Source organism: Nocardioides seonyuensis (assembly GCF_004683965.1).
GTDB lineage: Bacteria > Actinomycetota > Actinomycetes > Propionibacteriales > Nocardioidaceae > Nocardioides > Nocardioides seonyuensis.
The window spans coordinates 1,786,474-1,809,810 of sequence record NZ_CP038436.1 but is presented as its reverse complement, the minus strand read 5'-3'; the positions used below and the strand labels follow the sequence as shown (position 1 = coordinate 1,809,810).

Annotated in this window: 20 protein-coding genes; 5 read left to right on the top strand and 15 right to left on the bottom strand. The window is 71.2% G+C overall.

The genetic code is table 11. The features are described 5' to 3' along the window. On the top strand, nt 1-1,149 hold the full coding sequence (locus tag EXE58_RS08890; RefSeq protein ID WP_135267548.1) for a hypothetical protein: 1,149 nt from the start codon (nt 1-3) through the stop codon (nt 1,147-1,149). Here the strand turns inward: EXE58_RS08890 and EXE58_RS08885 are convergent. The 7 genes from EXE58_RS08885 to EXE58_RS08860 all read right to left on the bottom strand — a co-directional run bounded on the left by EXE58_RS08885 (nt 1,142) and on the right by EXE58_RS08860 (nt 10,016). Next, complete coding sequence (locus EXE58_RS08885; RefSeq protein WP_135267547.1) at nt 1,142-2,599, bottom strand: flavin-containing monooxygenase; 1,458 nt, start codon at nt 2,597-2,599, stop codon at nt 1,142-1,144. The genes EXE58_RS08890 and EXE58_RS08885 overlap by 8 nt on opposite strands. Nucleotides 2,600-2,761: 162 nt before the next feature. Further along, nucleotides 2,762-4,252: a DEAD/DEAH box helicase gene (locus EXE58_RS08880; RefSeq protein WP_135267546.1), complete on the bottom strand. Its 1,491-nt coding sequence runs from the start codon at nt 4,250-4,252 to the stop codon at nt 2,762-2,764. 166 nt (nt 4,253-4,418) lie between these two features. Beyond that, a complete protein-coding gene (locus EXE58_RS08875; RefSeq protein ID WP_244242500.1) occupies nt 4,419-5,450 on the bottom strand; it encodes a LacI family DNA-binding transcriptional regulator in 1,032 nt (343 codons plus the stop codon). Between the two features lie 10 nt (nt 5,451-5,460). After that, on the bottom strand, nt 5,461-6,933 hold the full coding sequence (locus tag EXE58_RS08870; RefSeq protein WP_135267544.1) for a GH1 family beta-glucosidase: 1,473 nt from the start codon (nt 6,931-6,933) through the stop codon (nt 5,461-5,463). After that, nucleotides 6,930-7,748 carry a carbohydrate ABC transporter permease gene (locus EXE58_RS20015; protein ID WP_244242499.1) on the bottom strand — a complete coding sequence of 273 codons (819 nt, stop codon included), beginning with the start codon at nt 7,746-7,748 and terminating at the stop codon, nt 6,930-6,932. The genes EXE58_RS08870 and EXE58_RS20015 overlap by 4 nt, the downstream gene beginning before the upstream one ends. Then, nucleotides 7,745-8,749, bottom strand: coding sequence for a carbohydrate ABC transporter permease (locus EXE58_RS20010; RefSeq protein WP_244242498.1), 1,005 nt, complete (start codon nt 8,747-8,749; stop codon nt 7,745-7,747). Before EXE58_RS20010 ends, EXE58_RS20015 begins: the two co-directional genes overlap by 4 nt. Before the next feature lie 10 nt (nt 8,750-8,759). Further along, nucleotides 8,760-10,016 (bottom strand): ABC transporter substrate-binding protein, encoded by a 1,257-nt coding sequence (locus EXE58_RS08860; protein WP_244242497.1) that lies wholly within the window; start codon nt 10,014-10,016, stop codon nt 8,760-8,762. A 293-nt stretch (nt 10,017-10,309) separates the two neighbouring features. Between EXE58_RS08860 and EXE58_RS08855 the strand changes: the two genes are divergently transcribed. Beyond that, nucleotides 10,310-11,401 (top strand): ABC transporter ATP-binding protein, encoded by a 1,092-nt coding sequence (locus tag EXE58_RS08855; RefSeq protein WP_135267543.1) that lies wholly within the window; start codon nt 10,310-10,312, stop codon nt 11,399-11,401. Nucleotides 11,402-11,413: 12 nt separating this feature from the next. On the opposite strand, the gene EXE58_RS08850 is transcribed toward EXE58_RS08855, so the two are convergent. The 6 genes from EXE58_RS08850 to EXE58_RS08825 form a co-directional block, all read right to left on the bottom strand. Beyond that, the gene (locus tag EXE58_RS08850; RefSeq protein ID WP_135267542.1) at nt 11,414-13,030 is read right to left on the bottom strand and encodes a tetratricopeptide repeat-containing diguanylate cyclase; all 1,617 of its coding nucleotides are present in this window, start codon (nt 13,028-13,030) and stop codon (nt 11,414-11,416) included. Between the two features lie 62 nt (nt 13,031-13,092). Further along, on the bottom strand, nt 13,093-14,202 hold the full coding sequence (locus tag EXE58_RS08845; protein ID WP_135267541.1) for an LLM class flavin-dependent oxidoreductase: 1,110 nt from the start codon (nt 14,200-14,202) through the stop codon (nt 13,093-13,095). Then, a complete protein-coding gene (locus tag EXE58_RS08840) occupies nt 14,186-14,824 on the bottom strand; it encodes an alpha/beta hydrolase (protein ID WP_135267540.1) in 639 nt (212 codons plus the stop codon). Before EXE58_RS08840 ends, EXE58_RS08845 begins: the two co-directional genes overlap by 17 nt. 59 nt (nt 14,825-14,883) lie before the next feature. Beyond that, a complete protein-coding gene (locus EXE58_RS08835; RefSeq protein ID WP_135267539.1) occupies nt 14,884-15,300 on the bottom strand; it encodes a pyridoxamine 5'-phosphate oxidase family protein in 417 nt (138 codons plus the stop codon). A 49-nt stretch (nt 15,301-15,349) separates the two neighbouring features. Further along, nucleotides 15,350-16,519: a CaiB/BaiF CoA transferase family protein gene (locus EXE58_RS08830; RefSeq protein ID WP_135267538.1), complete on the bottom strand. Its 1,170-nt coding sequence runs from the start codon at nt 16,517-16,519 to the stop codon at nt 15,350-15,352. A 45-nt stretch (nt 16,520-16,564) separates the two neighbouring features. Beyond that, nucleotides 16,565-17,743 (bottom strand): trans-sulfuration enzyme family protein, encoded by a 1,179-nt coding sequence (locus tag EXE58_RS08825; protein WP_244242496.1) that lies wholly within the window; start codon nt 17,741-17,743, stop codon nt 16,565-16,567. Between the two features lie 95 nt (nt 17,744-17,838). Between EXE58_RS08825 and EXE58_RS08820 the strand changes: the two genes are divergently transcribed. Further along, complete coding sequence (locus EXE58_RS08820) at nt 17,839-18,321, top strand: Lrp/AsnC family transcriptional regulator (protein ID WP_135267536.1); 483 nt, start codon at nt 17,839-17,841, stop codon at nt 18,319-18,321. Between the two features lie 17 nt (nt 18,322-18,338). On the opposite strand, the gene EXE58_RS08815 is transcribed toward EXE58_RS08820, so the two are convergent. Continuing rightward, nucleotides 18,339-19,058 (bottom strand): glycoside hydrolase family 16 protein, encoded by a 720-nt coding sequence (locus EXE58_RS08815; protein ID WP_135267535.1) that lies wholly within the window; start codon nt 19,056-19,058, stop codon nt 18,339-18,341. 127 nt (nt 19,059-19,185) lie between these two features. Between EXE58_RS08815 and EXE58_RS08810 the strand changes: the two genes are divergently transcribed. Both EXE58_RS08810 and EXE58_RS08805 read left to right on the top strand, forming a co-directional pair. Continuing rightward, nucleotides 19,186-19,728 carry a PadR family transcriptional regulator gene (locus EXE58_RS08810; RefSeq protein WP_135267534.1) on the top strand — a complete coding sequence of 181 codons (543 nt, stop codon included), beginning with the start codon at nt 19,186-19,188 and terminating at the stop codon, nt 19,726-19,728. Continuing rightward, on the top strand, nt 19,725-21,749 hold the full coding sequence (locus tag EXE58_RS08805) for an NADPH-dependent 2,4-dienoyl-CoA reductase (RefSeq protein ID WP_135267533.1): 2,025 nt from the start codon (nt 19,725-19,727) through the stop codon (nt 21,747-21,749). Before EXE58_RS08810 ends, EXE58_RS08805 begins: the two co-directional genes overlap by 4 nt. 243 nt (nt 21,750-21,992) lie before the next feature. Here the strand turns inward: EXE58_RS08805 and EXE58_RS08800 are convergent, their stop codons facing one another. Next, the gene (locus tag EXE58_RS08800) at nt 21,993-23,327 is read right to left on the bottom strand and encodes an HNH endonuclease signature motif containing protein (RefSeq protein WP_135267532.1); all 1,335 of its coding nucleotides are present in this window, start codon (nt 23,325-23,327) and stop codon (nt 21,993-21,995) included. Between the last annotated feature and the right edge of the window lie 10 nt (nt 23,328-23,337).

Here is a 23,337-nt window from a genome sequence, read left to right as displayed (position 1 = left end):
GTGAACACCGAGATGAACATGGACATCGAGGACATGCTGACGCGCGAGCTGCGCCAGGTCGCCGACGGCTTGGAGATCCCGCCCCTGCCGCTGCTTCCGTCGGCCCGGCCGCAACGGCCCACGTGGGCACCGCTGCTGGCGGTCGCCGCGGTGGTCCTGATCGCGCTCGCCACGCTGGTCGGGGTGCTGCCCGACCGGGAAGGCACGCCCCAGCCGGCACCCCAGCCGACCGAGGTGGCCACCGATGACGCGACGGAGCCGGAGGCCGTGCCCACAGGGCCGCCGACCGTCCCCTACGTGCTCGACCGCGTCCTTCACGTCGGCGACCGCACCTTCCCCGGCTATGACGCGGTCGAGGGGACCGCGCAGGGCTGGGTGGCGGTGAAGCCGCCCTCCGTGTGGTCGACGAGCATCGGCGGGGGGGCACCCTCCGAGCTGGAGGTCGCTCTCGAGCAGCCGCCCGGGGTCTCCCCCAACGGCGAGTACGTCGCCTACATCAGCACCGAGGGTGAGATGAACGGCTTCGAGACCGCGCCGGCCGGTGAGGGGATGGGGCTCCCCGTGCCGGTCCCCGTCCGCGACGACGACGGGGTGGGCACCCGCATCGGGGCTGTCACGAACGACGGCTGGGTGATCGCCAGCGGACGCGGTGTCGGGGTCCTGTGGCGACCCTTCGACGGCGCCGAGCCGGTCGACCTGACCGAGACCGCGCCCGGTCAGCTCGTCTGGCAGGCCACGCGAGCCGGGCTTGTTGTCGTCGACGGCACCGGCGATGCCCGCGACCCGAGCGGCGACAACCGTGTCGCGGGCGACGGTCGGGTCTACCTCGCCGACGTGACACCCGACGGTGAGATGGTCCCGATCGCGGACCTGCCCAACTTCGGGATCGCCGACGTCTCCGAGGAGTGGGTGGCCTGGGTCCCTGCCGAGCAGATCTCGGGCGACGTGCGGGAGTACGACGAGATCCGCGTCCGTGGCCTCGACGGTGACGACGAGGGCGTGCTCGCGCCGCCTCCCGGGTGGCGCTTCGACAACACGCGCTTCACCTTCGAGGACGCCCAGTTCCTCCTCGTCCGGGTGACCGACGGGACACAGCAGCGCATGGCGCGCTGCAGCCCGGCACTGCTGGAGTGCGTGCTGCTCAGCTGAAGACCAGCGCCCCGTCGTCGATCGGCCCGCGCCGGATCGTGCGCATGTCGTGGAAGTAGTTCTGCTTGAGCTTCCACGGCTCGACGCTCCCCTGCTTGGGCAGCTCGTCCAGCGCGCGCAGGACGTAGCCGGCGGCGAAGTCCATGAACGGCTCCTCCCCCACCGACGGGTCGGGACGGGGTACGGCGGCGCGGAGGCCGTGCTCGTCGAGGTGGGACAGCAACCGGCAGACGTACTCCGCCACCAGGTCGGCCTTGAGCGTCCAGGAGGCGTTGGTGTAGCCGATGGTGAACGCGAAGTTGGGCACGCCGCTGAGCATCAGCGCCTTGTAGGCCATCGTGTCGGGCAGCTCGACCTTGCGGCCGTCGACCTCGAAGGTCATGCCGCCGAAGGCCTTGAGGTTGAGCCCGGTCGCGGTCACGACGACGTCGGCCTCGATCTCGCGGCCCGAGGCGAGCCGGACGCCGGTCGGGGTCAGGGTCTCGATGGTGTCGGTGACGACCTCGGCGGTGCCGTCGCTCACCACGCGGAACAGGTCGCCGTCGGGCACCAGGCACAGGCGCTGGTCCCACGGGTTGTAGGTCGGCTTGAAGTGGGTGTCGACGTCGTAGCCGGCGGGCAGCCGCTTGAGGTTCTCCTTGCGGATGACGCCGCGCATCATCTGCGGCCGGCGCTGGCTGAGCTGGAAGAGCGCGGTGGCCACGCCGACGTTCTTCCATCGGGTCACCGCGTAGGAGAGCTTCTCCGGCAGCACCTTGCGCAGCGCCTGCGCGATCCTGTCCTCGGCGGGCAGCGACAGGATGTAGGTCGGCGAGCGCTGCAGCATGGTCACGTGGGCGGCGCCGGAGTCGGCGAGGGCCGGCACCAGCGTGACCGCCGTCGCGCCCGACCCGATCACCACGACGCGCTTGCCGGTGTGGTCGAAGCCCTCGGGCCAGTGCTGGGGGTGGATGAGCTCGCCGGTGAAGGACTCCTCACCCGGGAACTCCGGCCGGTAGCCCTGCTCGTAGTCGTAGTAGCCAGTGGTTGCCCACAGGAAGCCGCACGTCATCTCGGAGGTGGCGCCGCCGTGCTCGACCGTGACGGTCCACGTCGCCGTCTCGCTGTCCCAGGACGCCGCGGTCACCGAGTGGTCGTAGCGGACGTGGCGGTCGATGCCGTACTCGCGGGCCGTCTCCTGCACGTAGGCCAGGATCGACGGCCCGTCGGCCAGCGCCTTGTCACCGCGCCACGGCTTGAAGCGGTAGCCGAGGGTGAACATGTCGGAGTCGGACCGGATGCCGGGGTAGCGGAAGAGGTCCCACGTGCCGCCCATCCTCGGCCGCCGCTCGAGCAGGGCGTAGGACTTGCCGGGGTGCTCACGCGTCAGCTGGGCGGCCGCGCCGACCCCGGACAGGCCGGCACCGATGATGAGGACGTCGACGTGGTTGCTCGCGCTGGCCTGGTTCACGGACCAGAGCGTAGGCGGTCGTTGTACAGAACGACACCACTTGTCCAAGGCTCGTGTGCGACCTCGGCTGAACTTCCACTCGCTCGCGTGGAAGTTCAGCCCCGTGAAGCTGGTGCCACGCTCAACCCCGGATGCAGTTCCACTCGTAGGAGTGGAAATCCATCAACGACCGCGTGAGAAGCCGGCGGCGCTGTGCGGCCCGGACGAGCCGCCCGAGCGCGCACCCGAGCCCGAGGACGTACGACGACGCTGGCCGCCCTGGCCGCCCGGCTTGCCGCCGCCCTGGCCGCCGCCCGGCGCACCGGACCGCTTGCGGGGCTGGCCGCCACCGGTCGAGGAGCCGGCCGTGGCGCCGACGGGGTTGCCGCGTCGCGACTGGCCGTTGGTCTGGCCCGACGAGCGGGCGCGCTTGCGCTGGGCGTTGGCGCCGGTGGACCTGCCACCACCGCCGCGACCCTGCTCGGGCACCGCGACGACGAGGCCGCCGGGGGTGCTGCGCTCGCCGGGGGCGAGCTCGGCGAGCATCGGGTGACCGGCGCCGTGCACCTTGGTCGTGACGGGCTTGATGCCGGCCAGGCGGGTGAGGTCGCGGACGTCGCGCACCTGCTCGTCGGTCATCAGCGTGATCACGGTGCCGGCAGCACCGGCGCGCGCGGTACGGCCCGAGCGGTGCAGGTAGGCCTTGTGCTCGACCGGCGGGTCGGCGTGGATCACGAGGGCGACGTCGTCGACGTGGATGCCACGCGCGGCGATGTCGGTCGCGACCAGCGTCGCGGCCTTGCCGGAGTGGAAGGCCTCCATGTTGCGGGTGCGGGCGTTCTGCGACAGGTTGCCGTGGAGCTCGACCGTGGGGACGCCGGACTTGTTGAGCTGGCGGGTCAGCGCCTTGGCACCGTGCTTGGTGCGGGTGAAGACGACAGTGCGGCCCGGCGCGCTGGTCAGGTCGACCAGGATCGGCACCCGCTGGTCGCGGGAGACGTGCAGGACGTGGTGGGTCATCTTCGAGACCGGCGACTGCGCGGAGTCGGCCTCGTGCGTGACGGCGTCGTGCAGGAACCTCTTGACGAGGACGTCGATCGCCTTGTCGAGCGTCGCGGAGAACAGCATCCGCTGCCCCTCGCTCGGCGTCTTGTCCATGATCCGGCGGACGCCGGGAAGGAAGCCGAGGTCGGCCATGTGGTCGGCCTCGTCGAGGATGGTGACCTCGACGGCGCCGAGGTCGATGTGGCCCTGGCCCATCAGGTCCTCGAGACGACCGGGGCACGCCAGGACGATGTCGACGCCCTTCTTCAGGGCGGTGACCTGCGGGCCTTGGCCCACGCCGCCGAAGACGGTGCGGGTGCTGAGGCCGGCGGCGTCGGCCAGCGGCTTCAGCGCGGCCTCGATCTGGCCGACCAGCTCACGGGTCGGGGCGAGGATGAGGGCGCGCGGGCGCCGCGGCATCGCGGGCATCTTGCTCGCGTCGAGGCGGGCGACCAGCGGCAGCAGGAACGCGTAGGTCTTGCCGGAGCCGGTCCGGCCGCGGCCGAGCACGTCGCGCCCGGCGAGGCTGTCGGGCAGCGTCGCGGCCTGGATGGGGGTGGGAGTGGTGATGCCCTGCTGCTCGAGGATCGAGGACAGGCGGGCAGGGACGCCGAGGGCGGCGAAGGTCATGGACGAATCTTTCGGTTGGCGTCTCGCCAACGTGAGCCGCGGAGCGGCGAACGTGCCTCAGAAGTGAGGGAGGGCCACCCGAGGATGACCAGCGTCCGGGGCAAGACTGGCCGGACTGATGGGTGCAACGCTACCGGTCGTCCGCCTGTTCCGTGGAATTCGCGGACTATGCGCTCGCGCGCCGCACCAACGCCGGCGGGATGATCACCCGCATCGGGTGGGTGCCGTCGCGACCGTCGACCCGCTCGAGCAGCAGCCTGGTCGCGCGCTCGGCCATCGCCTCGACGGGCTGGCGCATCGTGGTGAGCGGCGGGGTGGTGCGCTCGGCGACGCCCAGGTCGTCGTACCCCACGAGCGCGATGTCGTCGGGCACTCGTCGGCCCATCCGGTCGAGGACCCGCAGGGCGCCGGCCGCCATCAGGTCGGAGGCCACGACGAGGCCGTCGAGGTCGGGATGTCGCGCCAGCAGGGCCTCGGCGGCACGCTCGCCGCTCTCCTGGGTGAAGTCGCCGTGCTCCACCGCGTCGTCGGGGAGCCCCGCGCGACTCATCGCCGCCTGCCAGCCGGCGAGCCGGTCCTCCGCGGCCGTCATGTCGGACGGCCCGGCGATGGTGCCGATGCGGGTGCAGCCGCGCTCGATCAGCACCTCGGTGGCCTCGCGCCCGCCGGCGATGTTGTCCACGTCGACGTAGGCCACCCGGTCGGCCGCGGTCCACGGTCGGCCGCCGAAGACGCACGGCAGGTCGAGATCCGCGAGGTGCTCGGCGAAGCCGTCGTCGCGGTGGTGCGAGACCACGAGCGCGCCGTCCACGTGACGGTTGGTGAGGTAGCGCAGCGTGCGCGCGGTCGAGGCACCCGGGCGGGCCAGCAGCAGCACCAGCTGGATGTCGCGCTCGGAGAGCACCCTCGTCACCCCGCGCAGCGTGCCCGCGAAGAACGGGTCGGCGAAGATGCGGTCGTCGGGCTCGGGCACGACCACGGCGATCGAGTCGGTACGGCGCGTCACCAGGCTGCGTGCGGCCGGATTGGGGACGTAGCCCAGCGTGCGCACCGCCGAGTCGACGGCCGACTGGGCGCGGGCGCTGACCCGCTGGCCGCCGTTGATGGCCCGCGAGGCGGTGGCGCGCGAGACGCCGGCCAGCCGCGCCACCTGGTCGAGGGTGGGCGACCCGTTGGTCCCGCCCTGCGACTCGATCACACGCGCCACGCTAGTCGCCCGTCGCGGGAGGTGCCGACAGCGTCCCCGAGCGGGAGAGCTCGGCGTACCACCGGGCGCTGGACTTGGGGGTCCGCTGCTGGGTGTCGTAGTCGACGTGGACGAGGCCGAAGCGCTTGGCGTAGCCGAACGCCCACTCGAAGTTGTCCATGAACGACCACTGGAAGAACCCGCGCACGTCGACCCCCTCCTCGAGCGCCAGGTGCACGGCCGCCAGATAGGAGCGGAGGAACTCGATCCGGTCGGGGTCGTGCACCTGGCCGTCGGGGCCGGGCCTGTCGTCGAAGGCCGCGCCGGTCTCGGTGAGGTAGATGGGCAGGTGGGTGTACTCGTCGTGGAGACGACGGAGCAGGCGGTGGAGGCCCTCGGGCTGGATCTCCCAGCCCATGTCGGTGACGGGCAGCCCGCGACTGGGGAAGGTGACGTGCTCGGAGCCCACGAACGGCGAGAGCGCGACCCGGTCGGGCCCGTCGCTGCCCACCCCCACGACGTCGGTGCGGGGATGACCCGAGACCTCGTTGCCGTGGTAGAAGTTCACGCCCAGGACGTCGATGGGCGCCGAGATCGTGGCCAGGTCGCCGTCGAGCACGACGTCGTACCAGGGACGGCCCTGCCAGGTGAGCGCCGCGGTGTCCGCGAGCAGGTCGGCGGGGTAGGAGCCCCGGAAGACCGGGTCGAGGAAGAGCCGGTTGTGCAGCGCGTCCACGCGGCGCGCGGCGTCGACGTCGGCCTCGTCGTCGGGGTCGCTGGGGTCTGCCACGGTGAAGTTGAGGCTCAGCCCGAGCCGCTCGGCACCCCGTTCGCGCAGCTCGGCCGTCACCATCCCGTGGCCGAGGAGCAGGTGGTGGGCCGCGACCAGGCCGGCCGCGCCCTCCTGGCGGCCGGGCGCGTGGTGGCCGGCGGTGTAGCCCAGCAGGGAGGAGCAGAACGGCTCGTTGAGGGTGGTCCAGGTCGGCACCCGGTCGCCGAGCACGTCGTGGACCGAGAGGGCGTAGTCCACGAAGCGGTGGGCGGTGTCGCGGTTGGTCCAGCCGCCGGCGTCCTCGAGGGCCTGCGGCAGGTCCCAGTGGTAGAGCGTCAGCCACGGAACCACGTCGTGGGCGAGCAGCTCGTCGACCAGCCGGTCGTAGAACGCGAGCCCGGCCCGGTTGACCGGGCCGCCGTCCGGGCGGACACGGGGCCACGCCACCGAGAAGCGGTAGGACCGCGCCTGCAGCTCTGCGAGCAGCGCGACGTCCTCGGGCATGCGGTGGTAGTGGTCGCAGGCCACCTCGCCGGTGTCGCCGTTGAGGATCGCTCCCGGCGTCGCGGAGAAGGTGTCCCAGATCGAGGGCGTCCGGCCGTCCTCGGCCACCGCGCCCTCGATCTGGTACGACGCCGTGGCCATGCCCCACACGAAGTCGGTGGGGAACTGCAGCGGGCCGGTCGACCCCAGGGTTGCGGCGGGTGTGCTGTGGACGGTCATCCCTTGACGGCTCCTTGCATGATTCCGGCCACCAGCTGGCGGCCCGCGACGATGAAGAGGACGAGCAGCGGGATCGTGGCCAGGGTGGTGCCGGCCAGGACCAGGCTGTAGTCCTTGAAGAACCCGCTCTGCAGCTGGTTGAGGGCGACCTGGATGGTCGGGTTGCCGTGGGGCAGCGCGATCAGCGGCCAGAAGAAGTCGGTCCACACCTGCATGAAGGTGAAGAGCCACAGGATCGCCGCGGCCGGTCGGGCGGCCGGCAGGGCCACGTGCCAGAACACCCGGATCTGCGAGCACCCGTCCATGCGGGCGGCCTCGATCAGCTCGTCGGGCACGGCGTCGAGGAGGTACTGCCGCATGAAGAACACCCCGAAGGCGGTGACCAGCCACGGGACGATCACCGACCAGATGCTGCCGGCCCACCCGAACTCCGCCATCAGGATGAAGAGGGGTACGACGCCCAGCTGGGTCGGCACGGCCATCGTCGCGATCACGAAGACCAGCAACGGGCCCCGCCCGCGGAAGCGCAGCTTGGCGAAGGCGTAGCCGGCGAGCGTGCAGAAGAACACCACCGAGCACGCGGTGACCGTCGAGACGATCATGCTGTTGGCCAGCGCCTTCCAGAACGGGATGGTCTCGATCGCCCGCTCGGCGTTGGACCAGAAGTGGCCCCCCGGCAGGAGCGGCGGGACGCCCTGGGCCGCGACCTCCTTGGTGTGGGAGCCGAGCAGGAAGGACCAGTAGAGAGGGGCGGCAGAGCCGAGCACGAAGGCGGTCAGCAGCCCGTAGACGAGGAAGCCGGGACGGCGGTTCACGACTCCTCCCCCAGCGCGCCCAACCGACGGATCAGCAGGTAGTTGACGATCGCGAATGCGCAGATCACCAGGAAGAGCAGCCACGCCGTCGCCGACGCGCGACCGAGGTCGCGCAGCTGCCAGCCGAAGTCGTAGACCAGCATCGTGATCGTCCCAAACTGGCGGTCGCTGCCGCCGCTGTGGGTGGCGGTCTGGTCGAAGAGCCGCGGCTCGGCGAAGATCTGGAGGCCGCCGATGGTCGAGGTGATGATGACGAAGACCATGGTCGGGCGGATCATCGGCAAGGTGATGCTGAAGAACTGCCTGACCCGGCCGGCGCCGTCGATCGAGGCCGACTCGTAGAGGTCGCGCGGGACGGCCTGCATCGCCGCGAGGAAGATCAGCGCGTTGTAGCCGGTCCAGCGCCAGTTGACCATCGAGGCGATGGCCACGTGGCTGGCGAAGCGGTCGGTGTGCCACTGGATGGGGCTGATGCCCAGGTGCCCGATGAGCTCGTTGATCAGGCCGTAGCGGTCGCCGTACAGGGATCCGAAGATGATGGCGACGGCGACCGGCGAGACCACGAACGGCAGCAGGATGCTCATCCGCCACCAGGTGCGGGCCCGGAGGTGGGTGTCGAGCAGCGCCGCGAGGGTCACCGCGATCACCACCTGGGGTCCGGACGACAGCAGGAAGATGCTGACTGTGTTGACCAGCTGCTTGCCGAAGTAGGGGTTGTCGAGCACCTCGCGGAAGTTCTCGAGGCCGACGAAGTCGCCCTTGCCGCCGATCAGGCTCCAGTCGTGGACCGATACCCATGCGGTGTAGGCGAGGGGGAACATCCCCACCAGGAGGAAGAGCACGAAGAACGGGGAGATGTAGAGGTAGGGCGACAGCCGCACGTCGAGACGGTTGAGCCGCTGCCGCCATGCCGAGCGCGGCGGTCCGGCGGTTGCGGGTGGGGGCAGCGGCGGGGACACCGTCCGAGTGTCCCCGCCGCTGGGCTTCAGGTCCTGTGGCATGTCATGGCTGTCAGCCGAGGGCTTCCACGTCTGACAGGAACTGCTCCCAGGACTTGTCGGGGTCCTGCGAACCGTCGTCCACGCGGATGATCGCCGCCTGGAAGGCCTGCAGGATGTCGGAGTACTTCGGTCCCTTGTAGGGCTGCACCGTGACGGCCTCGGCCCGCTCCACGAGGATCTGTCCGACGGGGGCGTCGTTGAAGAACTCATTGGTCGCGGTCTTGATCGCCTCGGCCTCGTAGGCCTCGGGCTGGCTCGGGAAGGTGTTCTTGGCCTCGAACGCCTTGATCTGCTGCTCGGGGTCGGTCAGCCAGTTGGCGACCTCCTTGGCCTCCTCGATGTTGTCGCCCTGGGCCGGCACGGTCAGGAACGAGCCGCCCCAGTTGCCCCCGCCGCCGGGGAAGACGTTGGCGAAGTCCCAGCCCTCGACGCCCTCGGCGTTGCCCTCGACCACGCCGAGCATCCAGCCCGGGCAGGCCATGGTGGCGAAGCCGTCCTTCTGGAAGGACGCGGTCCAGTCGTCGCTCCACTGGGTGAGCTTGGTCGAGAGGCCCTTGGCGATGTTGCCGGTGACCGTGTCGTAGACGGCCTGGAGCTCGGGGTTCTCGACGTCGACGGTGTTGTCGTCGGTCTCGAAGGGGTTCTCCACCTGGTTGAGCATCGCCTGCGCGAGCCCGCCGGAGGAGTCGTACCACGCCGTCCCCGGCACCTCCTCGATGAACTTCTCCCCCGTGGCGAAGTAGTCGTCCCACGTGCCCATCAGGCCGGCGACCTCCTCGCGGTCGGTCGGCAGGCCCGCCTTCTTGAACAGGTCGGCGCGATAGCAGATGCCCTCGGGGCCGATGTCGGTCGCGTAGCCGATCATCTGGCCGTCGGCGTTGGTCGCCTTCTCGGCCACCCAGTCCAGCCAGCGGCCCTCGAGCTCGGAGTCGGTGAGGTCCTCGAAGGCGCCGCCCTCGGCGAGGATCGCCGGCATGGCGTCACCCTCGATGGCCTCGATGTCGGAGAGGCCCGAGCCCGCTGCGAGCTTGGTGTAGAGGTTGGCCTTGGCGTCGTCCCAGGTGCCGACCTTCACCTGCTCGATCTTGATGTCGTCGTGGGAGGAGTTCCACTCCTCGATGAGTCCTTCGTAGCCGAACTCGTTGAAGGTCGCGACGGTCACGGTGGTGGTCCCGTCCGCCGATCCCTCCGCGTCACCGTCGTCGCCGCACGCTGCCAGTGTCGTGGCGAGGGTGAGCGCCATCAGGGCGCTCGAGGCGAGTCGCACTCGCCGAGTGTTCCGTGTCTGCACCGTTGCACTCCTGTTGTCCTGCGAGTCGCCGGACCCTGGTGTGCCCGGTCGGGGTGGGCGGCGGTGGTGAGCGAAACAAGGTGTGAGAGCGCTTCCACTTCTGCCCGACACTCAACATGGCAGCGGTCACAGCGACTGTCAATGGACCGCGTGAAATTTGACCTAAGCAAAATGGAAGCGCTCCCACTAGACGCCGTCCTCGTGGCGCCGTACGGTGTCGGGACCATCGCGACGAGCCATGCGCCGCGAGCCCCAGGAAGGACCAAAGGATGGCATCGGTTCGATTCGTCGGAGCCGGACGACGCTATTCCGGCTCCGAACGGCCCGCGGTGGACTCCCTCGACCTGGAGATCCACGACGGCGAGTTCATGGTCCTGGTCGGTCCTTCGGGCTGCGGGAAGTCCACCTCGCTGCGGATGCTCGCAGGGCTCGAGGAGTGCACCGAGGGGTCGATCATGATCGGCGACCGCGACGTCACCGACGACGCGCCCCGCGACCGCGACATCGCCATGGTCTTCCAGAACTACGCGCTCTACCCCCACATGAGCGTGGCCGACAACATGGCCTTCGCCCTGCGCGTCGCCCGGATCAGCAAGGAGGAGCGCGCCGAGCGCGTCCTCGAGGCGGCCCGCCTCCTCGACCTCGAGGACGTCCTGGACCGCAAGCCCAAGGCCCTCTCCGGCGGCCAGCGCCAGCGGGTCGCGATGGGCCGCGCCATCGTGCGCAAGCCCGAGGTGTTCCTGATGGACGAGCCGCTGTCCAACCTCGACGCCAAGCTCAGGGTCTCGACCCGCACGCAGATCGCGGCGCTCCAGCAGCGGCTCGGCATCACCACCGTCTACGTCACCCACGACCAGACCGAGGCCATGACGATGGGCGACCGCGTCGCGGTCCTCAAGGACGGCATCCTCCAGCAGGTCGACACCCCCCTCGCTCTCTATGACCGACCGGCCAACGTCTTCGTCGCCGGCTTCATCGGCTCCCCCGCCATGAACCTCATCCCGGCGCGGGTCGAGTCGGGATCTGCCGTGATCGGGAGTTACCGGGTCCCGCTCGAGCGCGACGTGGCGGCCAAGGCCTCCGACTCGGTGATCCTCGGCGTGCGCCCGCACGGCTGGCGGATCGCCGCCGACGGTGAGGAGGGCCTGCCGGTCACCGTCACCGTCCTCGAGGAGCTGGGGGCCGACACGTTCCTGCACGCCCTCCCGGACGACCCCGACCTCGGCGCGGTCCTGCACCAGGCCGTCGTACGCCTCGAGGCACGCCACGGCCTGCAGAAGGGCGAGCAGGTGCGCCTCGTCATCGACCCCGACGCCGTGCACGTCTTCGACGCCGGCTCGGGCGAGCGGCTCACCGCCTGAGCGGAGGCGGGGTCAGGCCGACAGGTCGCTGGCGATGACCCGGTCGCGACCGGCGCCCTTGGCGGCGTAGACGTTGCGGTCTGCCTCGGCCAGCAGGTCCGACTGCTCGGTGTCCCGCACCAGCGCCGTCGCCAGCCCCATGCTCGCCCGGACCGGGATGTCACCGGTGACCGGCGTCCAGTCGTAGGAGCGGATCCGTTCCTGGAGCTCCTCGACCAGCCGGACCGCCTTCTCGTGGTCGGCGCCGGGCAGGACGAGCAGGAACTCCTCCCCACCCATCCGGGCGACGTACGACGGCTCGGCCGCCGCGTCGGCCAGCAGGGCCGCGAACTGGCGCAGCACCTCGTCGCCGACCAGGTGGGTGAGCGTGTCGTTGATCCGCTTGAAGTGGTCCAGGTCGATGAAGGCCACGGAGATGACGTCGGACTCGCAGTCCGAGGACTCCAGGATGGTGGGCAGGCTGGTGTCGACGTAGCGGCGGTTGCGCAGGTTGGTCAGGGGGTCGCGGTAGGCCAGCTCCTCGAACCGCTCGCTGGCCCGTCGCGCCTGCTCGTAGTCGAACACCGTCTGCAGGGTGCGCGCACGCGCGAGGCGGGCGTCGGACCGCAGCTGCTGGGAGAGGCGGTGGAACGCCTTGTGCTCGGTGAACGCCTCCTCGAACCTGCCCTGCACCGCGTAGAGCTCGGCCTGCTCCTGGTGGACGCGCACCAGCACGCCGTGGAGCGAGCGCTGCTCGCACAGCTCCCGGACCTCCCGGAGGCTGGCCTCCGCCTCGTCGGTGGCACCGCGACGGCGCTGGACCTCGGCGAGGGTGAGGGTGAACTCGGCGACGCCGTCGGCGTCCCCGAGCCGTCCCGCCTCACCGTCGACGAGCATGCCGCTGAGGATCTCCTCCGCCTCGGCGAAGCGCCCGACCTCGAGGTAGACCCGGGCGATGGTGTCGAGGTAGTGGGGGTCCAGCTCGATGCCGTGCTCCTCGGCCAGGCCGATGAGGCGCTCGACGGCCGTGAGGGCGCGGTCCGGCTCACCGCACTGGTACTCCAGGTAGGCGACGTTGTTGACGATCAGCACCTGGCGGTAGCTGTCACCGAGCTCCGCGGCGAGGCGCTCGGCCTCCGCGAACGACGCACGGCCCTCCTCCGGTGCACCAAGCCGTCCCTGGGCGATCCCCAGGCTGCTCAGGTGGTCGGCGCGCAGCGCCTTGCGGGCGCCCTCGGCGAGCAGCTCCACGCTCTGCATGGCGTGCTCGAGGAAGGCCACGTCGTCGCCCAGCGTCCCGAAGAAGCTGCCCAGCAGCCGGTGGCTGCGGGCCAGGAGGTACTGGTCGTCGTGGGCGTTCGCCCAGCGGTTGACCGAGCGCAGCACGCGGCCGCTGGCGACCGACTGACCGGCGCGACCCTTGACGTCGGCCTGGACCAGCAGCGAGCGCAGCTGGAGGTGCTCGTCGCCGATCTCGACGGCCAGCCGCTCGAGCTCGGCGGCCTGCTCCTCCGCCTCGACGGGGAACTGCGCGGTGCTGAGCTCGACGCTGTCGAGCTGGTCGGCCAGCCAGGCCCTCACCCGCTCGGCCTCGTCGGCGAGCTCGACGTCACGAGCATCGCCTCGCGGGGGCCCAGCTCGCTCAGTCATGCGTAGACGGTAGGCGTCCGTCCGGGAATGCGCCGGTGAAACCGGATCATTTCCTTTACTTGTCAAAGGTTGTCCGATTTGTTGCCGAGAAGCTCGCGCACGCGCGGGATGACTTCCTCGCCGTACAGCCGGATGGACTCCATCCGCTGGTCGTGGGGCAGCTCGCCCACGGAGTACTTCAGCTGGAAGCGGGAGAGGCCCAGGAGCTCGACGGCCCAGGCGATCTTCTGTGCCACGGTCTCGGGCGACCCGACGAAGAGGGCACCCTGCGGGCCGGCGCTCTGCTCGAAGGCGATCCGGCTGTAGGGCGGCCAGCCGCGCTCGCGCCCCAGCCGCGTGACCAGCTCCGCCTGGTGGGGGTAGAGCTGCTCGCGGGCCAGCTCGTCGGTCTCGGCGACGTGGCCGGGCGAGTGCATCCCGATCGGGAGCTCGGGGTGGCCGAGCTGGCCGAGCGCCCGGCGGTAGAGGTCGGCGAGCTGCTCGAACGCCGCCGGGGAGCCGCCGATCACCGCCAGCATCAACGGCATCGCGTAGCGGGCGGCGCGGACGACCGACTCCGGCGTCCCACCGACACCGACCCAGGCGGGCAGGCTCCCGGCAGCCGTCGTGGGGTAGACCTGCTTGCCCTCGACGGGCGGGCGGATCGTCCCCTGCCAGTGCACCGGCTCCTCCGCCTGGAGAGCGGCGAACAGGTCGAGCTTCTCGGCGAAGAGCCGGTCGTAGTCGGAGAGGTCGAGGCCGAACAGCGAGAACGACTCGATGAAGGAGCCGCGTCCCAGCTGCACCTCCGCGCGGCCGTTGGACACGGCATCGAGGGTGGCGAACCGCTCGTAGACGCGGATCGGGTCGTCGGAGGAGAGGACCGTGACGCCGGTCCCGAGCCTGATCCGCTCGGTCTGCCCGGCGATGGCGGCGAGCACGACGTCGGGGGCACTGATCGCGTAGTCGGGGCGGTGGTGCTCACCCAGGCCGATGTAGTCGACACCCACCCGGTCGGCCTGCACCGCCTCGGCGACGACCTCGCGGATCGTGGCGGCATGGTTGCCGGGCGCCCCGTCCAGCGGCGCGTCACCGAACGTGTCGAGCCCGAAGGTCGGGCGCGCGCGGGTGCCCAGGGCGTCGTACGACACCGCCTCGCTGGAGCTGCTGGCGGGCTCAGGCGAGTCGGTCATCGATCCATCCCTTCAGGTCTGCGGCGGTCTCGGCGGAGAGGGTGTGGCCGCCGGGGTCGCGGCGGGTGACCGCGGTCGCCCCTGACCCCTCGGTGAGCCAGCTCCAGGTGCGGTCGAGGAGCTCGCGCGGGATCACGTGGTCCTCCTCGCCCTGGGCGACGAAGACGTGGACGCCCTCGAGCCGGCCGTCGGTGACGTCCGCGCCGGCGCCCTCGAAGGGCAGCGTGCCGTAGAGGATCGCGGCGCCCGCCAGCCGGGAAGGGTCGTCCAGCAGCACCCCGCCGGCGAAGGCGGCGCCCCCGCTGAAGCCGACCAGCAGGACCGGGCGGCCGCTCGGCGCCACCTCGTCGAGCCAGGCGCGGAACCACGCCACGGTCTCCCGGAGCGACTCGGCGACAGGACGGCCGATGCCGCGGTTGTCGAACCACGCGTAGCCGCCGCCCTCACCGATCGGCGCCCGCACGGCGGCGTACGACGCCCGCTCGGGCAGGTGCGCGGCGAGGCCCAGGATCGACTGCTCGTCGGCCCCGCGGCCGTGCAGCAGGACCACCAGCGGCAGGTCCGGGCGGTCGGCGCCACCGGCGAAGGCGACGACGGGTGCAGACAGGGAGTGACGGGTCACGAGGGCTCCTTCAGATAGTTGAAGGCTTAACCATCATGGCCGTCGCGCCATTCCCCTGTCTACTGCTCGTCGAGCCGGATGTGCCGCCACGGGCGGTGCAGGTGGAAGCTCCGGCCGCTCATGTCGAGAGGCGTGATCTCGACGACGTTGTACTTCTCCGGGCCGGCCACCCACGGGCGCAGCGGCACGTTCTCGGCGCGGTGCTCCTCGTCCTCCTCCAGCAGGCGGGCACGACCACGGAGCACGACGCTGCGCGCCTCCTGGTCGCCGAACTCGTCGATCTCGAAGGCACAGTCCTGGTTCATCACGATGCCCAGCAGCTTGCTGCCCTCGGCCGTGCGGAACAGCAGCGTCTCCCCGTCGACGGCGTAGTTGACCGGGGTGATGTGCACTTCGTCGGCCAGGTGGAAGGCCAGTCGGCCGAACTCGGCTTCCCGCAGGAAGTCCCAGCACTCCTCGCGTGTCATCTCGTCCATGGCCCGACGCTACGACGTCATGGCCGGCCGGCAAAGGGTCGAACGTCCCTCACGCCTGCGTCGCCACGCCCCGCTCGATCAGGCCGTCCACGTCGTCGATCCCCCAGGCGGCCAGCGCCACTCGGGTGTCGGCGCCGGGAGCGGGAGCGGGCGGCGGCCCGAGCGTGGGCGCCGTACGGGAGAAGCGCGGGGCGGGGGCGGGCTGCACGATGCCGTCACGCTCGACGAGGGTGCCGCGCGCCGCGAGGTGCGGGTGCTCGGCGGCCTCGCCCAGCGGGATGATCGGCGCGACGCAGGCGTCGGTGCCGTCGAAGAGCTCGGCCCACTCGGCCTGGGTGCGCTCCTTGAAGCGGGCGGTCAACGCCTCGCGGATCACCGGCAGGTTGGCCAGGTCGTCGCGGTCGGGCAGGTCGAGCTCCAGGAGGCGGACCAGCTCGGCGTAGAACTGCGGCTCCAGCGCCCCCACCGACAGGTGCTTGCCGTCGGCGGTCTCGTAGATGTCGTAGTACGGCGTCCCGCCGTCGAGCAGCCCGCTGGCGCGGCGGTCGCTGGCGGCACCGACGGCCCGCAGCATCGACGCCATCGCGTTGAGGTGGGCGGTGCCGTCGACGATCGCGGCGTCCACCACCTGGCCCCGGCCGCTGGTCCTCACCTCGAGGAGCGCCGCAAGCACGCCGATCACCAGGTAGGTCGAGCCGCCGCCGAAGTCGCCGACGAGGTTGCCGGGGAAGTGCGGGCGCGACCGGTCCTGGCCCAGGCCGTGCAGGGCGCCGGTGATGGCGATGTAGTTCATGTCGTGGCCGGCCACCTGGCTCCACGGACCGTCCTGCCCCCAGCCGGTCATCCGGCCGTAGACCAGCTTGGGGTTGCGCGCCCAGCAGTCGTCGGGCCCGAGGCCGAGGCGCTCGGTGACACCGGGCCGCAGGCCCTCGACCAGCACGTCGGCGCTCTCCACCAGCCGCAGCACGGTCTCGACCGCCTCCGGGTTCTTGAGGTCGAGCGCCACGCTGGGGCGGCCGCGGTTGAGGACGTCGTACTTCCCGACGTTGAGGAAGCCACCGCCTGGGCGGTCCACGCGGATCACGTCGGCGCCGAGGTCGGCCATGATCATGCAGGCGTGCGGGCCCGGCCCGATGCCGGCGAGCTCGACGACCCGCACCCCTCGCAGGGGGCCGGTGCCCTGGCCCGGTGTGAACGTCCGATCGGCTTCCTCGGTCATGGGCCGATCATGACAGAACTGCTGTCACGGTCGCATGGCCGAGAGTCAGCGCGCGGCTGCCAAGGCCTGGGCCAGGTCGGCGCACAGGTCGTCGGGGTCCTCGAGCCCGATCGAGAGCCTGAGCACATCGGCGTGCGGCTTGGCCTCGGCGGCGACCGGGCGATGGGTCAGCGCGGCCGGGTGCTGCACCAGCGAGTCGACCCCACCCAGGGACACCGCATGGGTGAACAGCCGCACCGACTCGGTGACGCGCGAGGCGGCGTCGTACCCACCCTCGACGGAGAAGGCCAGCATCGCGCCGGGTCCGCGCATCTGGCGCCCTACGAGGCCGGACGGGTCGCACTCGGGCAGCCCTGGGTAACGCACATCCCGGATGCCGGGCTGCGAGGCCAGCCAGGCGGCCACCTTGCCCGCACCGGCCTGCTGGGCACGCACGCGCAGCGGGAGAGTCGCGAGACCGCGGTGGAGCAGGTAGGCGCCCATCGGGTGGAGCAGCGCACCGGTGACGGCGCGCACCCGGCGCAGCACCTCGGCCCAGGGCTCCTCGCAGGCGATGACACCGCCCATCGCGTCGCCGTGGCCGCCGAGGTACTTCGTCGCGCTGTGCAGCACGAGGGTCGCGCCGAGGTCAGCCGGGTTCTGCAGGACGGGGGTCGCGAACGTGTTGTCGACCAGCACCGGCACGTCGCCGGCCGCGGCGACGACGGCGCCGATGTCGACCAGCTCGAGGGTCGGGTTGGCGGGCGTCTCGAGCACCACGAGGCAGGTGTCGGGGCGCATCGCGGCCGCGACCTCGTCGGGCGCGCAGTAGGTCGTCTCCACGCCGAGCATCCCGGAGGCGAGCAGGTGGTCGGTGCCTCCGTACAACGGTCGGACCGCCACGACGTGCCGACCCCTCCCCCCCACGGAGCCCTCCGCAGTCGCGGCGAGCACCGCAGCCGTCACGGCCGCCATCCCGGTGGAGAAGGCAACCGCGGCAGCGGTGTGCTCGAGGCTGGCCAGCGCCTCCTCGAAGCGCGCGACCGTGGGGTTCCAGAGCCGTTGGTAGACCAGCCCGCCGTCAGTGGGGTGCCCACCGGTCGCCATCGCCTCGTACGACGCCCCGCCGGCATCGATGCTCGGCAGCGGGTTGGTGGTGGAGAGGTCGAGCGGGAGCGCGTGGACCCCGAGAGGACCGAGGTCGGCGCGGCCGGCGTGCACGGCGAGGGTGTCGAGACTGGTCACGCCGTCACGGTGGCGGAATCCACGGTCGTCGGCAACACTGGCTGAAGAATCACCCTCTGATCGGCCTTCAAGCCGAAGATCATGGAGCCAACGCCGTGTCGGCATCGTCCTCGCCCGTCGATCCTGCGCCGCTCGACGCCCTTGACCGGCGGCTGCTGACCGAGTTCGCGGAGGACGGCCGCATCACCAACGCCGCGCTGGCCAAGCGGCTGGGCATCGCCGAGTCGACCTGCCTGCAGCGGGTGAGGTCCCTGCGCGAGCGCGGCGTCATCCGCGGCGTCCACGCCGACGTCGACCTCGCCGCCCTCGGGTTCCCGATCCAGGCAGTGGTCAAGGTCCGGCTCGGCAGTCACAACCGCGACCACGTCGCGAGCTTCCACGAAGTCCTCGCGAAGGTGCCGGGGGCGCTGCGGATCCTGCACGTGGGTGGCGAGGACGACTACCTCATCCACGTGGCCGTCTCCTCGACCCAGCAGCTGCGCGATTTGGTGCTCGAGCACCTCAACGTGCACCCGGTGGTCCGGCACACCGAGACCCAGCTCGTCTTCGAGGAGATCCCGGGCGTCGGGGTGCTGTGATCGGCCTAGACCCGTGATCAGCCGGCGGGCGTGAATGAGAAGCGGTCGATCACGACCTCCGTCGCGGGCGTCTTCCTCCACTCCGAGGTGCAGCCGCACACCCACAGGTTCATGCCGATGCTCTCGTCGTACGGCACCGGCACGTCCGCGCCGGCGACGGTGCGGGTGGCGAGGAGGGCGCCGGTGGCGTCCCAGCTCGTCCACGTGATGCGGTCGGGCGCCCACTCGAACTGGTGGGTGCTGCGGCCAGGCACGACCGGCGTGCGCGAGACCGGGTTGTGGCCGTTGGCCCAGGTCGTGTAGTCCCAGGTGATCGGCGTCCTGCCCCAGCCGGAGGCCTCGATGTCGATCTCGCGGTGGCCGTAGGCCGGGTCGGCGCCGTAGGTGAACAGCCCCAGCACCACCTCGGGGTGCATCGCGGTGAGGTCGCTGGCCACCTCCCAGCGGTAGGTGCCGTAGCCCCAGCCGTTGTCCATGGTGTCGAGCTCGCCCTGGACGAGGCGCCCCTTCCTGTCGCGGGTGATCCGCAGGTGCACGCGACCCTCCGCGTCGACGGTCGCGTTGGCCGGCGACCAGAGGCCCGAGGGGCCCGGCGCCCCGCCGACGCTGCGGGGCCACCAGGAGTGGCCCATCCACTGGATGGCCGAGCTGCGCACCGGCTTGGCGGCGCTGGCGGAGGTGGTGCCGAGCTGCACCAGCAGCGTGGCGGTGGCGAGGACGGCGAGCAGTCTCTTCATGGTGGCTCCTGGGTCCGAGAGGGAGGTCCCTCCCACCATCGACCCGATCGCGGGCGACTTGAGGCGTCGGTCACGTGTTTCACGAGAGGCTTGCAACTAGTTGCATAGGTGTGCGACGGTCTCCGTCATGGCCCTCGAGCACGCACTCCTCGTGGCGCTCAGCGAGAAGCCCGGCTCCGGGCTCGAGCTGGCGCGCCGCTTCGAGCGCACGCTCGGCTTCTTCTGGCAGGCCAGCCACCAGCAGATCTACCGCGTCCTGGCCCGCATGGAGGCCGACGGCTGGGTCGAGGTCGAGACCGTCGCCCAGGAGGGCCGCCCCGACAAGCGCGTCCACACGCCCTCGGCGACCGGCCGTGCGGTGCTGCGCGAGTGGCTCGCCGCGCCCATGACGCTGGAGGAGTTCCGCAGCGAGACGGCCGTCAAGCTGCGCGGGGCGTCGTACGGCGACCGCGCGGCCGTGCTGCGCAACCTCGCGCAGGCGCGGGCCGACCACGCGACCCGGCTCACGCACTACGAGCAGCTCGAGCGCGAGCAGTTCCCCGACCCCGCAGGCCTGACCGGCGCCGCCCTCGACCGGTGGCTGGTGCTGCGCGGCGGGGTGCGGCTCGAGCAGTTCTGGATCGACTGGACCACCGACTACCTCAAGGCCCACGGAGAGGCACCACGATGACGCACCCCCTCTACCCCCACCTGCTCTCGCCGCTGACGCTCGGCGCCGGCAGCGACCGACTGGTCCTGCGCAACCGCGTGGTGATGGGCTCGATGCACACCGGCCTCGAGGACCACCCGTGGGACATCGGCAAGCTGGCGGAGTTCTTCGCCGAGCGCGCTCGCGGCGGGGTGGGCCTGATCATCACCGGCGGCTACGCACCCACCAAGCGCGGCTGGCTCAAGCCGTTCGCCTCCGAGATGACCAACCGCCTCCACGCGAAGCGGCACGAGCGGATCACCGACGCGGTGCACGACGAGGGCGGTGCCATCGCGCTGCAGGTGCTCCACGCCGGCCGCTACGGCTACCACCCGCTCTCGCAGAGCGCGTCGGACAAGAAGTCGCCGATCACGCCCTTCAGGCCGAGCGCGATGTCGAGCAAGGAGGTCGATGCGACCGCCACCGCCTTCGCGAAGTCGGTCGCGCTGGCGCGCCGGGCGGGCTATGACGCGGTCGAGATCATGGGGTCCGAGGGCTACCTGATCAACCAGTTCCTGGCCGCGCGCACCAACGACCGCGACGACCAGTGGGGCGGCTCGACCGCTCGCCGCATGCACTTCCCCGTCGAGGTCGTGCGCCGCTCGCGCGAGCTCGTCGGTGACGACTTCCCGATCGTCTACCGCATCTCGCTGCTCGACCTCGTCGAGGACGGCCAGACCTGGGAGGAGACCGTCGAGCTCGCGCTGCACCTGCAGGCCGCCGGCGTGACCGTCTTCAACACCGGCATCGGCTGGCACGAGGCGCGGGTCCCCACGATCATCACGCAGGTCCCGCGCGCGGCCTGGCGCTCCCACACCGCGCGGCTGCGCGAGGTCGTGGACATCCCCGTCTGCGCGTCCAACCGCATCAACACCCCCGAGATCGCCGAGGAGATCCTCGCCTCCGGTGACGCCGACCTCGTCTCGATGGCCCGCCCGCTGCTCGCCGACCCGGCGTTCGTGGCGAAGGCGATGGACGAGCGCGCCGACGAGATCAACACCTGCATCGCCTGCAACCAGGCCTGCCTCGACCACGTCTTCCAGAACAAGCGGGCCTCCTGCCTGGTCAACCCGCGGGCCTGCCACGAGACCGAGCTGGTGCTGATGCCGACGCTGCGCAAGCGCAGTGTTGCGGTGGTCGGAGCCGGGCCGGCTGGTCTCGCTGCCGCAACCTCAGCGGCCGAGCGCGGTTTCGAGGTCACCCTCTTCGAGAAGTCCCACGAGATCGGCGGCCAGTTCCGGCTCGCGATGGAGGTCCCCGGCAAGGAGGACTTCGCCGAGACGCTGCGCTACTTCGGCCGACGCCTGGAGGTGCTCGGCGTCGACGTGCGCCTCTCGACCCCCGCCACTGCAGCCGAGCTGGCGTCGTACGACGAGGTGGTCGTCGCCACCGGGGTCGAGCCGCGCATCCCGGCGATCGACGGCATCGACCACCCGAGCGTGGTGTCGTACGCCGACGTGCTCAGCGGCCGCGCCGTGCCGGGCCAGCGGGTCGCGGTGATCGGCGCCGGCGGGATCGGCGTCGACGTCTCCGTCTGGCTGACCCACACGCCGGAGACCACCGAGGAGTGGATGGACCACTGGGGCGTCGGCGACCCGTCGCTGCACCGCGGCGGCCTGGCCGAGCGCAAGCCGCGCGAGTCCGCCCGCGAGGTGACGCTGGTCCAGCGCAAGACCACGCCGATCGGCATCGGCCTCGGCAAGACGTCGGGCTGGGCGCACCGCGCTGTGCTCAAGCAGAGCGGCGTGGTGCAGGTCAGCGGGGCGAGCTACGACCGCATCGACGACGCCGGGATGCACGTCACCATCGACGGTGAGTCCCGCGTCATCGAGTGCGACACCGTCGTCGTGTGTGCAGGCCAGGAGTCGGTGCGGAGCGTGTACGACGACCTCGGCTCACCCGACTACCAGGGGATCCACCTCATCGGCGGGGCCGACGTCGCCGCCGAGCTGGACGCCAAGCGGGCGATCGACCAGGCGACGCGGGTGGTTGCCGCCCTCTGAGTGGTTCCTGGAAGGGATCTTCGGGGATCACCCAGGGACTACCCACGCGTCGGGCAACGGACACTCCACGACCGTGACCATGGCCGCGTCGTGGACAACCAAGAAGTCCGCTCGCTCGCGCGGATAGCCGAAGGCAACCATGAGCTGCTCGGGTGATCCGAAGCGCTGCTGGAGACTGGTCGCCCACTCGTCGGGTCAGCCTTCCTCCGCGATGCGGGAGCTTGCCAGCCACACGTGTCCGGCCTACGTCCGTCTGTGGAAGCTGACCTTGTTGTCGGGGCCGGTGCGCGTCTCGTAGCGGGGGTCGTGGGCTCGTCGGTGGTGGTGCGGGCACAGGAGTCGTCCGGTGTCGACGTTGGTGGGGCCGTGGTCGGCGGTCCATTCGAGGTCGTGGTGGGCGTGGCAGGCGTCCGGTGGCATGTCGCAGCCTTCGGCGGTGCAGCCCTTGTCGCGCACGGTGAGCGCGATGCGTTGGTATCTGGTGTGGAACCTCTTGGACCGTCCGACGTCGAGCGGCATCGATTTCCCACCGAGGACGAGGGGGATGATGCCGGCCTCACAGGCGAGGCGTCGGGCGGTGGAGGCGCTGATCCGGTCGCCGTTGCCGAGGGTGGCGGCACCGAGGCCGGTGTGGAGGGCTTTGAGGTCGAGGGTGATCACGACGGTGGCGTTGACGCCGGCGGTCTGGGGGAGCTGGTCGGCGGGGTAGCGCTCGATGAACTCGCCGAACGCCTGCCCGAGACGTTGGGGGGTGGGTCGCCATTCCCCGGTCTTGGCGTCCTTCAACTCGTCGTGGTCGTGGCGGGCGGGGTTGGCGATCGCGTGCAACGCGAGCTTGAGTGCGGCGCCCTGGTGGGCGGGAAGGGAGAACCGTCCCCAGGTCTTGCCGTGGCCGTCGTCGTGGAGCTTCAAGAAGGCGGTGGCGGCGGCGTTCTGTGCCTCGCGCTCGAGGAGCTGCTGCTCCAACGCCTCACCCACCTCGGGGGCGACGACGTCGAGGATGCGCTTGCCGACCCGGCGCAGCACCTTGGCGTCGTGGTCGGCCGCGACCTTCAGGAGGTGGTCGCGGGCCTGGGCGCGGATGTCGGCGTCGATGTGGCGGACCTGGCCGTCGGGGGTCTCGACCTCGTCCGGGATGGAGTCCACTGCCGCGACGATCACCTGCGCCTGGTCCACCCGCAGGTCACCGGCCGCAAGTGCGGCACCGACCGGCGCGTGCACGTCCTCTTCGAACGACCGGCCCAACCGGACCAGCCGTGCGGCCTCGCCGCGGGTGAGCCGCGTCCGGCGTGCCCACCACTGATGGGTGTGGCGGGCGCCGATCTCGTCACCCAACCGGCGCCGGTCGGCCTCGGCTGAGACCCGGCAAGCCTGCGCGGTCACCCGGCCGACAGCCGAGGTGGCCGCCTCCAAGACCCGGATCACATCCGGGTCAGACAGCGCGCCCAGCGATAGCGAGCCGAGCTCGTCCAGCGCCTCGCCAACCCGCGCCAGCACACCAGCCACCACAGGCGAGGCGACCGGGTCGGTGCCCGGTGCACGCCACCCGTGCTGCGGGTCGCTGGCGGAGATACTCACTGGGTTGGCC

Bases quoted from the DNA above. Each gene is read 5' to 3' on its own strand.
- EXE58_RS08830 (WP_135267538.1), bottom strand. From the start codon at position 16,519: ATGACCGAGGAAGCCGATCGGACGTTCACACCGGGCCAGGGCACCGGC.
- EXE58_RS08855 (WP_135267543.1), top strand. From the start codon at position 10,310: ATGGCATCGGTTCGATTCGTCGGAGCCGGACGACGCTATTCCGGCTCC.
- EXE58_RS08815 (WP_135267535.1), bottom strand. From the start codon at position 19,058: ATGAAGAGACTGCTCGCCGTCCTCGCCACCGCCACGCTGCTGGTGCAG.
- EXE58_RS08880 (WP_135267546.1), bottom strand. From the start codon at position 4,252: ATGACCTTCGCCGCCCTCGGCGTCCCTGCCCGCCTGTCCTCGATCCTC.
- EXE58_RS08810 (WP_135267534.1), top strand. From the start codon at position 19,186: ATGGCCCTCGAGCACGCACTCCTCGTGGCGCTCAGCGAGAAGCCCGGC.
- EXE58_RS08805 (WP_135267533.1), top strand. From the start codon at position 19,725: ATGACGCACCCCCTCTACCCCCACCTGCTCTCGCCGCTGACGCTCGGC.
- EXE58_RS08870 (WP_135267544.1), bottom strand. From the start codon at position 6,933: ATGACCGTCCACAGCACACCCGCCGCAACCCTGGGGTCGACCGGCCCG.
- EXE58_RS08845 (WP_135267541.1), bottom strand. From the start codon at position 14,202: ATGACCGACTCGCCTGAGCCCGCCAGCAGCTCCAGCGAGGCGGTGTCG.
- EXE58_RS20010 (WP_244242498.1), bottom strand. From the start codon at position 8,749: ATGCCACAGGACCTGAAGCCCAGCGGCGGGGACACTCGGACGGTGTCC.
- EXE58_RS08850 (WP_135267542.1), bottom strand. From the start codon at position 13,030: ATGACTGAGCGAGCTGGGCCCCCGCGAGGCGATGCTCGTGACGTCGAG.
- EXE58_RS08835 (WP_135267539.1), bottom strand. From the start codon at position 15,300: ATGGACGAGATGACACGCGAGGAGTGCTGGGACTTCCTGCGGGAAGCC.